We start from the raw sequence: 8,691 nt of genomic DNA on the forward strand, positions 1-8,691 counted from the left end.
GAGTTGTCCTTTATGGGTCGGAGGCGCGCGGCCAGCCGCGGCCTGACAGCGACGTCGACGTGCTCGTGCTGCTCGACGAGCCGCTCGATTACGTCCGCGACCTGGAGGCCGGACTGAACGCGCTCTACCCGCTGTCGCTGAAACTGGGGCGGCGCATCAGCGCCAAACCCGTTTCCGCCAAGGCGTACGAGACCCTGGACTGTCCGCTGTACCGAAATGCGCACCGCGAGGGAGTGATGGCATGAAGGAGTTTGCGGCGACCGAATGGGAACGTGCTTGCCGGGCGATTGGGTCTGCCGAGCAATTGGTCCAGACCGATCCCGACTCGGCCGCCTCGCGGGCATACTATGCCGCTTTTCATGCCTTGACGGCCCTGTTTGCTCTGCGCGGACAGGCATTCTCAAAGCACTCGGCCATTCGTGCGGCCTTGCACCGTGACCTCGTCCAAGCCGGGTTGCTCGGCGAGGATGTGGGCCGGGACTACGACTTCCTCATGGAACTGCGCGAGACGGCAGACTACGGCGGGGCAACTCAGGTGCCGGCCGAGGCGGCAAGGCGGGCCCTGGAAAGGGCGAAAAAGTTCGTGGCGGCCATTCACCCGCTTTGCCCCGAGTTGGGTCGGCACAGCGAAGGAGAGTCGCAGGCGCCGTAGCCCCATCGCCGATGGACTTCCTGGAACCGCATGTTTGAGGAACGGCTCTACAAGGGCTTCGAAGAAGCGGAACCGGGCGACAGCGCCGAGGCGTGATTCGTCGGCGAGAATCGGTCGGCCGCCCTTGGCCCCGCGAGGGCGATTCGGGTGCACGGGGACTTTCCCCGGCGGGGCATCCGGTCCATAGCCATGCGCATCGGATCCTTTGAGTTCAACCTCCGCGAGTTGGCGGGGTCCATGGGCGACTTCGGGACCCTTCTGCCGCTGGCGATCGGCTACATCACCGTCTGCAAGATGGACCCCGCGGGCCTCTTGGTCCTGATGGGCCTCGCCAACATCGTCACCGGCCTCGTGTATCGCCTCCCCATGCCCATCGAGCCGATGAAAGTCCTCGCCGTCGTCGCCATCGCACAGGCTTGGACGCCCGAGAAGGTTTACACTTCGGCCCTCGTGATGGGCGCCGTTTGGCTGCTGATGGGCGCGACCGGCGTCATGACCTACGTCGCCCGGTGGACGCCGAAGTCCGTCGTCCGCGGCATCCAGGTTTCGCTCGGCGTGCTCCTGGCCATCGAGGGCGTCAAGATGATCAGTTCCTGGTGGCTGCTCGGCGTCATTGCCGTCGTCATCGTGCTTCTGCTCCGGCAGAACCGCTACGCCCCGGCCGCCGTTGTTCTGGTGGCGCTGGGCATCGTGATCATGCTTGCGAAGGGCCAGTTGGCGGGCGTCCAGGGCCCTGCGTTCGCCCTGCCGCCGCTGACCTCGGTTTCCGTGCGCGAGATTTGGCCTGTGCTGCGGGATGCCGGCCTCGCACAGATTCCCCTGACGGCCACAAATGCCGTCATCGCCACTGCGGCCCTGATCGCGTACTACTGGCCCGAGCGCCGCGTTTCGCCCCGCCGACTTTCGATCAACATGGGCGTGATGAACCTGGTGCTGCCTTTCTTCGGCGGGATGCCTCTGTGCCACGGCGCCGGCGGACTGGCCGGCCAATACTACTTCGGCGCGCGGACCGGAGGCACCAACCTCATCGAAGGACTTATCGAGATCGCCCTTGGACTGTTCCTGGCCGGGAGCATTGCGGAGATCTTTTCGGCTTTCCCGATCGCCATCGTCGGCGCGATGATGCTGCTCGTCGGCATTGAAATGGCGAAGTTCGCGCGCGACCTGCGATGGAACCGCGAACTACTTCCCGCTGCCGCAACCGTGGCCGGCGCCCTGGCCGTCAACATGGCCGTCGGCTTCGCCGCAGGCTGCGCCCTCCACTACGCCATCTTCCGCCGCCCGGGGCCGACTGAGCCGGCCCCCGGATGACTTGGCCCCTCTTGCGACGCCGGCGGACTCCGTTATTCCCCCGTGTCTTCGCCCGGCGCTTCGAGTTGGCTGTAAATCGCGTCGTTCATCTTCTTCATCAGTTCCGCGTAGTCCGCCTGCGCCTGCATGAACGCCTTGATCGCCTCGTTCGCCACCACCGCGCCGTGCAGCCGCTCCACCGCCCGCTTCTCCTCGACCTCGATCGGCTGGCGCTTCTGTTCTTTCTCGGCGATCTTCATGACGGCGCCGTTATAGGCCTTGAGCGCCTCGGCCGCCGACGCGTCGCCGCGCACGCGCGCGTCCGCCTCCATGAGGTGCTTGTACCGCGGATGCTCGCGGATCGCACGACCCAGTTCTTCCGCTCGGCGGAGGATTTCTTCCATGAACGGCTCCTTGCAGGCAAAGGTTTCGGCAAGCGTACCGCCTTGCCCGCGCGAACGCAAGGGCGAGGCCGAGCATTGATAATCCGCCCGCCCGTTCCTATACTGGTTCTCCGTCCGCTGTCCGGATGGCCGGGTGGCACTGGTCCCGGCGCGCCGGGACCCGCCAGTGCATAATTTGCATCCGGGCAGCGAAGCATCCCGCCGGGATGCCACCCCCCGTCTGGAACGGGAGAATCCAAGGCCATGCGCGAGAAGATTCTGACCCACCTCCGGTCGCACCACTATCGGCCCCTGCGATTGCGCCGCCTGGCCCACTTCTTCGACGTGGCCGAGGAGGATTACGCCGAGTTTCGCTCTCTCGTCAAGAACCTCATCCGCGAGGGCGAGGTGGCCATCGGCGCCCGCGGCAAACTCGTGCCGGCCGAACGCCCCGCCCCGCCCAAACGCCCCGCCCCGACCGAACGCCCCGCCCCGACCAAACGCCCCCGCGAACGCACCGTTCAGGGACGCTTCAGCCTGTCGGCCCGAGGGTTCGGGTTCGTCGAACCCGACTCGCCCGAGGGACCGACGCGCGGCGAGGATGTTTACGTCGGCCCCGGCGATACCGCCGGCGCCGTCACCAACGACACGGTCCTCGCCCAGGTCACCCGCAAGACGCCGCGCGGCTACGCCGGGAAAGTCGTCGAAATCCTCCAGCGCGGACAGACGCGATTCGTCGGGACGTATCTGGTGGCGGACGGCCGGCCCATCGTCCGGCCGGACGGCGGCATCCTCCTCCAGGACTTTCCCGTCCCCGACGCCTCCAGCGCCGGCGCTCGACCCAAGGACAAGGTCGTCTTCGAGGTCCTCAAATACGCCCTTTCCGGAGAGCCGGGCGAGGCCGTCATCGTCGAGGTTCTCGGCCGCCGCGGTGACCCGGGCGTCGACACCCTCACCGTCATCCGCCAGTTCGACCTCGCGGATGAGTTCTCCGAGGGCGCGCTCGCCGAGGCTCGCCGCGCCGCCGAACGCATCGACGAGGAGGCCCTCCGCAGCCGCAGGGACCTCACCGGCCAAACCGTCATCACCATCGACCCCGAGGACGCACGCGATTACGACGATGCCATCAGCCTCCTCGAGAACCGCGACGGGACCGTGACGCTCGGCGTCCACATCGCCGACGTCTCGCATTTCGTCCAGGAAGGTTCGCCCCTGGATGCCGAGGCGCGCGAGCGCGGCACGAGCGTTTATCTGCCGACGACCGTCATCCCGATGCTTCCCGAGACGCTCTCCAACGGCGCGTGCAGCCTCCAGGAAGGCCGGACGCGCCTGACGAAGAGCGCCTTCATCACCTTCAACCGCGAGGCCGAGCCCGTCCGCGCCGAGTTCGCCAACTCGTTTATCCGTAGCGCGAAACGCCTCACGTATCAGCAGGCCCAGGCCGCCCTCGAGGGCAAGGCCGACGGCCTGGCGCCGGAGGTCGTGGACCTCCTTCGGGCGATGGACCGCCTCGCCCGCAGCCTCCTGGAGCGCCGCCGACGCGACGGATACCTCGAACTCGACCTTCCGCAGGTCGACCTGGAGTTCGACGACGAAGGGCGTGTCATCGCCGCCCACCCGGAGGACGCGAGTTTCACCCATCGCATCATCGAGATGTTCATGGTCGAGGCCAACGAAGCCGTCGCGCGCGAACTGGCGCACCGAGGCATCCCCTTCATCCGCCGCATCCACCCCGACCCGGACGCGGAGGCGGCCGAAGAATTGAAACACTTTGCCCGCAGCGTCGGCCAGGAGTTGCGCGACCCCTCCGACCGCAAGGAACTCCAGGGGCTCCTCAACCGCGTTCGCGGCCGGCCGGAGGCCTACGGCATCCACCTGGCGGTCCTGAAGAGCCTTCGCCGCGCCGAATACAGCACCAAGCCCGAGGGCCACTTCGCCCTCGCATCCGACGCCTACTGCCATTTCACCTCGCCCATCCGCCGCTACCCGGACCTCGCGGTTCACCGGGCGCTGGATCGGGCTCTCCGCGGAGAAGCCAAGCAGAAGGGCGGCGGGCGCCAAGAGGGCAAGGAATCCGGCGACGCCGGCGCGGACCTCGCGGCCCTCGCCGTCCACTCCAGCCAGACCGAACGCCGCGCCGAGGCCGCCGAACGCGAACTGACGAAGATCAAACTCCTGGAGTTCCTCGAGGCGAAGGTCGGCGAAGTTTACTCCGGCGTCATCACCGGCGTCCAGGCGTTCGGATTGTTCGTCGAGATTCCGAACCTCCTCATTGACGGCCTCGTGCACATCTCCAGCCTTAAGGACGACCAGTACGCGTTCGACCGGAAGCGGTGGGCCCTCGTGGGCCGGCGCAAGGGCCGGATCCTTCGCGTCGGTTCCTGCCTGGAGATCCGCATCGTCCGCGTGGACATCCCGCGCCGCCAACTCGACCTGGAACCGGTCGAGGCAGCGGAGGAGGCTCGCGCACCATCCGGCCCGGCGCGCGAGCCTAAAAAGAAACGCCGGGCCGGCCGAGGACGCCGATGACCGCCCCCCCGCCCCAGCCGATTCAAGGCAGCAACGGTTGCCGGAGAGCCGCACGGGAAAGGCCGATGAGAATCCTTGTCGGAGTCGCCCTCATGCTCGCGTCGCAAAGCGCCCATGCCGCCGACGACCTCTCCCTTCCGGACCCCCTGAAGACGCTCTCGGGTGCGGCGGTGCAATCGGCCGGGGACTGGCAGACGATCCGCCGACCGGAGATCCTGGAACTGTTCCGCTCGAACGTCTACGGCCGGGCCCCCGTCGGTCGGCCGGCCGACCTGCGCTTCGAGACTCGCGAGACCTCCCCCGACGCCATGGACGGTGCGGCAACCCGAAAGCAGATTGACATCCTCTTTTCCGGGCCGGGCGGCAAGGGCAAGATCCGCCTCCTCCTGTTCGTGCCGCGCAGCGCCCCCAGGCCGGCCCCGGCGTTCCTGTTGATCTGCAATCAGGGTCCCGAGAGCATCGACCCGACCCGCCGGACCCGCTCGCCGTTCTGGCCTGCCGAACGGATCGTGGCGCGCGGCTACGCGGCTGCGGTGTTCCTCAATGCCGACGCCGACCCGGACCGGCCCGACGGGTTCAAGGACGGTGTGCATGGGATTTTCGACCCGCCTGGGGTGCCGCGGCCGCCCGACGCCTGGGGCGCCATCGCCGCCTGGGCCTGGGCCGCCAGCCGCGCCATGGACTGCCTCCAGGCCGACCCCGACATCGACGCGGAGCGGGTGGCGGTGGTCGGCCACTCGCGCGGAGGAAAGGCCGCCCTCTGGGCCGGCGCCGAGGATGAGCGGTTCGCCCTGGTCGTCAGCAACAATTCCGGCTGCACGGGCGCGGCCCTGGCGCGGGGACGACAAGGCGAGACGGTCAAGGCGATCAACGACAGCTTTCCACACTGGTTCTGCGATAACTACAAACGCTTCAATGACAGGGAAAGCGAACTGCCGGTAGACCAGCACCTGCTCATTGCGCTGGCGGCGCCTCGGCTCGTGTACGTCGCGAGCGCCAGCAGCGACGACTGGGCCGACCCACCGGGCGAGTTTCTCTCGTGCGTCTACGCGGGCCCGGTGTACGGCCTGTTCGGCTTGGCGGGCCTGGAGACGGCGGTCATGCCCGAGCCCGGCCGGCCGCTCCTGGGCGGCCACATCGGATACCACCTGCGCGAGGGCCGCCATGGCCTGACGGAGTACGACTGGGACCGCTTCATGGACTTCGCCGACCGGCACTGGAAAAGACGGGCGGCGCCGTGAACCGCTCCCGCCCAGGTTGCGACGGGCCGACCGCCGTCCTGTACGACGATGCGTACAAGTTGCACCAGACGGGCGGGGACCATCCCGAATCGCCCGAGCGCCTGGGCGCTATTCTGGACGGTCTGGCCCGCGCGGGCCTGGACCAAGTGACGCGGCGCCTCGCCCCGCGCCCCGCGACGGAGCAGGAGGTCGCCGCCTGCCACACGGAAGGCTACATCCGCACCGCCCGGCGCGATATCGAGTCGGGTGCCGCGAGCCTCTCGACGGGCGACACGCTTGTTTCGCCTGACTCCTACCGCGTCGCGCTCCTGGCGGCCGGCGGCGTGCTTGAGGCTGTCGATGCCGCCGTCGCCGGTACGGTCAAGAACGCCTTCTGCGTCGTCCGTCCGCCCGGCCATCACGCGACGCCCGACCGCGGCATGGGGTTCTGCATCTTCAACAACGTCGCCATCGCCGCCCGATACGCCCAGCGCAAGCACGGCATCGAAAAGGTCCTCGTCGTCGATTGGGACGTTCACCACGGCAACGGAACCCAGGAAATCTTCTACGCGGACCCGTCGGTCTTTTACTTCAGCACGCACCAGTGGCCGTGGTATCCCGGCACGGGGTCGCCGAAGGAAATCGGCGAAGGGAAGGGGACGGGGACGACGCTCAACTGCCCGTTCCCCGCGGGCGCGGGGCGAAAGGAAATCGTCGAGCAGGCGTTCCGGGGGAAACTTCTGCCCGCCGCCGAACGGTTCAAGCCGGACCTCGTTCTTATCTCGGCGGGGTTTGATTCGCGTGCCGGCGACCCGCTCGGCGGCTTTCGCCTCGCGGACGAGGATTTTGCCGACCTGACGCTTCTCGCGCTCCAGGTCGCCCGCTCGCACGCCGGCGGCCGGCTCGTCAGCGTCCTCGAAGGCGGCTACAGTCTCGACGGCCTCGCCTCCGCCTCCGCCGCCCACGTCCAGGCTCTGACCGAGGCGTAAGCGGCCGTCACTTCATGGTTCGCTTCAGGTCGGCCGTTTTGTCGCTTGCAAGGTCCGCCTCGTAGAACGCGCCGCCTGCCGGGAGCGCGACGTGGATGGCGAACGTGTAGTCGATGGCGAAACGCACCTTCTCCGTGACGAGTTCCAGGACGTGCCCGCCCGCCGTCCGGTCGGCCGTCAGAAAATGCAGGTGCCAGCCCGGCAGGTTCAGCCCCTTCGCATACTGGGGGCACCGGAACCCCACGAGCGTCCCGCGCACGTTTTCGAGTTCGAACGTCGGCTGCTTGGCCGTCACCTCCGGGAGGCGCGGATACGGTTTCGTCTGCCTCGGAATGCTGCGCGTCTTCACCCGGGCGAACGTCCCTTCGATCCGCACCGCATAGGGGATGTTCTTCGTCGGCAGCACCTTGTCCAACATTTCTTCCAGGTGCGCCAGGTCGAAGGGTCCCTCGAACGACCCGGTGTGGTCCGCATCGAAGAATGTGACCGTGGCGAAGGGCGTCGTCTCCTCGTCGCCGACGGCCTCGGCCTTGCCGTCCGCGCGGACGCGGTACACGCGCCCATCGAGCATCACCATCTCGCCGTCCAGCGCGTCGAACGTCCCGAGCCCCAGATCGCCGTGCTTCTTCAGTTCCCCGATTGCCAGGTTCCCGTCGTACACGCCTTCCACGAGCGCGCCGAGCGTGGCCGTTTGAAAGAGGACGTCCCGCTCGGCCGTTCCCGCGCACCCGGCTGCCAGGGCGAGGGGCAGCAGAATCGCCGCCGACAGGCCGAAGGTCCCTGCGGGAAAGTTCGCGTGCCGGCATGTCATTGTTCGGCCTCGCTTTCTTCCGGCTCGAACGGTTCTTGCTTAAGTTCGCCGCCGGCCGTCTCCGAGAGTTTCGAGATGCGTTTCTCGGCCTCGGCCAGGATGGCCCGGCAGGCCTTGATGAGTTCCGCGCCCTCGGCATAGAGCCTCAGCGATTCGTCCAGCCCCGCCTCGCCCGACTCGAGGCGCTCGACGATTTCCTCGATCCGAGCCAACCGCTCCTCGAACGAGGGCCCTTCCGCCTTCGCCCGTCCGCCGTCGCCCTGCGGGCTATGGCGGACAAGTTGGGCTTCGGCGGACAAGTCCTGCTTCGCCGCCTTTTTCTTTGCCATGGCACGCCTCCGAATCGTGTGTTTTGGCCCGCTCCCCTTCGGGTCGCGGCTAACCGTGATTGCCTATTGCCTGCCTGCCCGCCATAGTCCTGACTTGTCAGGACGACGGCGGGTTGCCTGTCGTATTCTCCACCCGGCTCGCCAGTTCCCCTTTCGCAAGGTGCGTCCGCAGGCGGTCGCCCGGCCGCGCGTCCGCCGCCCGCAGGAGCGTCGCGCCCGTGCGCTCGAGCACCGTGCGGCTGTAGCCGCGCCCGAGCACCCGGTCCGGGTCGAGGTCCGCGAGACGCTGCGCGAAGCCGTCCACGCGCGCCCGCCAGCGGTGGACGAGCAGGGTCCGCCCGGCCGCCCGCAGGCGGTAGAGGGCCAGCCGGTCGCCCAGCCGTTCCAGCCGGTGCCGGACGTGCCGCGCCATCCGCCGGTCCTGCGCCCGAAGCGCCGCCAGGACCTCCCGCGCGTCGGGAACGACGAGTTCGGCCGCGGCCGAGGGC

The 8,691-nt window shown here is 68.2% G+C and carries 10 protein-coding genes; 6 read left to right on the forward strand and 4 right to left on the reverse strand.

The window, feature by feature from the left end; genetic code table 11:
* The 3 genes from NTX40_01860 to NTX40_01870 form a co-directional block, all read left to right on the forward strand.
* On the forward strand, nucleotides 1-245 hold a 245-nt coding region (locus tag NTX40_01860), incomplete at its 5' end, for a nucleotidyltransferase domain-containing protein (protein ID MCX5647830.1).
* Nucleotides 242-652 carry a HEPN domain-containing protein gene (locus NTX40_01865; protein ID MCX5647831.1) on the forward strand — a complete coding sequence of 137 codons (411 nt, stop codon included), beginning with the start codon at nucleotides 242-244 and terminating at the stop codon, nucleotides 650-652. The genes NTX40_01860 and NTX40_01865, both read left to right, overlap by 4 nt.
* 189 nt (nucleotides 653-841) lie before the next feature.
* Nucleotides 842-1,963, forward strand: a complete 1,122-nt coding sequence (locus NTX40_01870; protein MCX5647832.1) for a putative sulfate/molybdate transporter — start codon at nucleotides 842-844, stop codon at nucleotides 1,961-1,963.
* Nucleotides 1,964-1,995: 32 nt separating this feature from the next.
* Here the strand turns inward: NTX40_01870 and NTX40_01875 are convergent, their stop codons facing one another.
* Nucleotides 1,996-2,346: a YlbF family regulator gene (locus NTX40_01875; GenBank protein ID MCX5647833.1), complete on the reverse strand. Its 351-nt coding sequence runs from the start codon at nucleotides 2,344-2,346 to the stop codon at nucleotides 1,996-1,998.
* A gap of 243 nt (nucleotides 2,347-2,589) precedes the next feature.
* Between NTX40_01875 and rnr the strand changes: the two genes are divergently transcribed.
* The 3 genes from rnr to NTX40_01890 all read left to right on the forward strand — a co-directional run bounded on the left by rnr (nucleotide 2,590) and on the right by NTX40_01890 (nucleotide 7,063).
* On the forward strand, nucleotides 2,590-4,854 hold the full coding sequence (rnr, locus tag NTX40_01880; GenBank protein ID MCX5647834.1) for a ribonuclease R: 2,265 nt from the start codon (nucleotides 2,590-2,592) through the stop codon (nucleotides 4,852-4,854).
* 65 nt (nucleotides 4,855-4,919) lie between these two features.
* The gene (locus tag NTX40_01885; protein ID MCX5647835.1) at nucleotides 4,920-6,095 is read left to right on the forward strand and encodes an acetylxylan esterase; all 1,176 of its coding nucleotides are present in this window, start codon (nucleotides 4,920-4,922) and stop codon (nucleotides 6,093-6,095) included.
* Nucleotides 6,092-7,063, forward strand: a complete 972-nt coding sequence (locus NTX40_01890; GenBank protein ID MCX5647836.1) for a histone deacetylase — start codon at nucleotides 6,092-6,094, stop codon at nucleotides 7,061-7,063. Before NTX40_01885 ends, NTX40_01890 begins: the two co-directional genes overlap by 4 nt.
* A 7-nt stretch (nucleotides 7,064-7,070) precedes the next feature.
* Here the strand turns inward: NTX40_01890 and budA are convergent, their stop codons facing one another.
* The 3 genes from budA to NTX40_01905 form a co-directional block, all read right to left on the reverse strand.
* Nucleotides 7,071-7,874, reverse strand: a complete 804-nt coding sequence (gene budA, locus NTX40_01895; protein MCX5647837.1) for an acetolactate decarboxylase — start codon at nucleotides 7,872-7,874, stop codon at nucleotides 7,071-7,073.
* A complete protein-coding gene (gene xseB / locus NTX40_01900; protein ID MCX5647838.1) occupies nucleotides 7,871-8,203 on the reverse strand; it encodes an exodeoxyribonuclease VII small subunit in 333 nt (110 codons plus the stop codon). The genes budA and xseB overlap by 4 nt, the downstream gene beginning before the upstream one ends.
* Nucleotides 8,204-8,300: 97 nt before the next feature.
* On the reverse strand, nucleotides 8,301-8,691 hold a 391-nt coding region (locus tag NTX40_01905; GenBank protein MCX5647839.1), incomplete at its 5' end, for a hypothetical protein.

This window comes from Planctomycetota bacterium, from assembly GCA_026387035.1.
GTDB lineage: Bacteria > Planctomycetota > Phycisphaerae > FEN-1346 > FEN-1346 > JAPLMM01.

Bases quoted from the DNA above. Each gene is read 5' to 3' on its own strand.
- NTX40_01885 (MCX5647835.1), top strand. From the start codon at position 4,920: ATGAGAATCCTTGTCGGAGTCGCCCTCATGCTCGCGTCGCAAAGCGCC.
- NTX40_01865 (MCX5647831.1), top strand. From the start codon at position 242: ATGAAGGAGTTTGCGGCGACCGAATGGGAACGTGCTTGCCGGGCGATT.
- budA (MCX5647837.1), bottom strand. From the start codon at position 7,874: ATGACATGCCGGCACGCGAACTTTCCCGCAGGGACCTTCGGCCTGTCG.
- NTX40_01875 (MCX5647833.1), bottom strand. From the start codon at position 2,346: ATGGAAGAAATCCTCCGCCGAGCGGAAGAACTGGGTCGTGCGATCCGC.
- rnr (MCX5647834.1), top strand. From the start codon at position 2,590: ATGCGCGAGAAGATTCTGACCCACCTCCGGTCGCACCACTATCGGCCC.
- xseB (MCX5647838.1), bottom strand. From the start codon at position 8,203: ATGGCAAAGAAAAAGGCGGCGAAGCAGGACTTGTCCGCCGAAGCCCAA.
- NTX40_01870 (MCX5647832.1), top strand. From the start codon at position 842: ATGCGCATCGGATCCTTTGAGTTCAACCTCCGCGAGTTGGCGGGGTCC.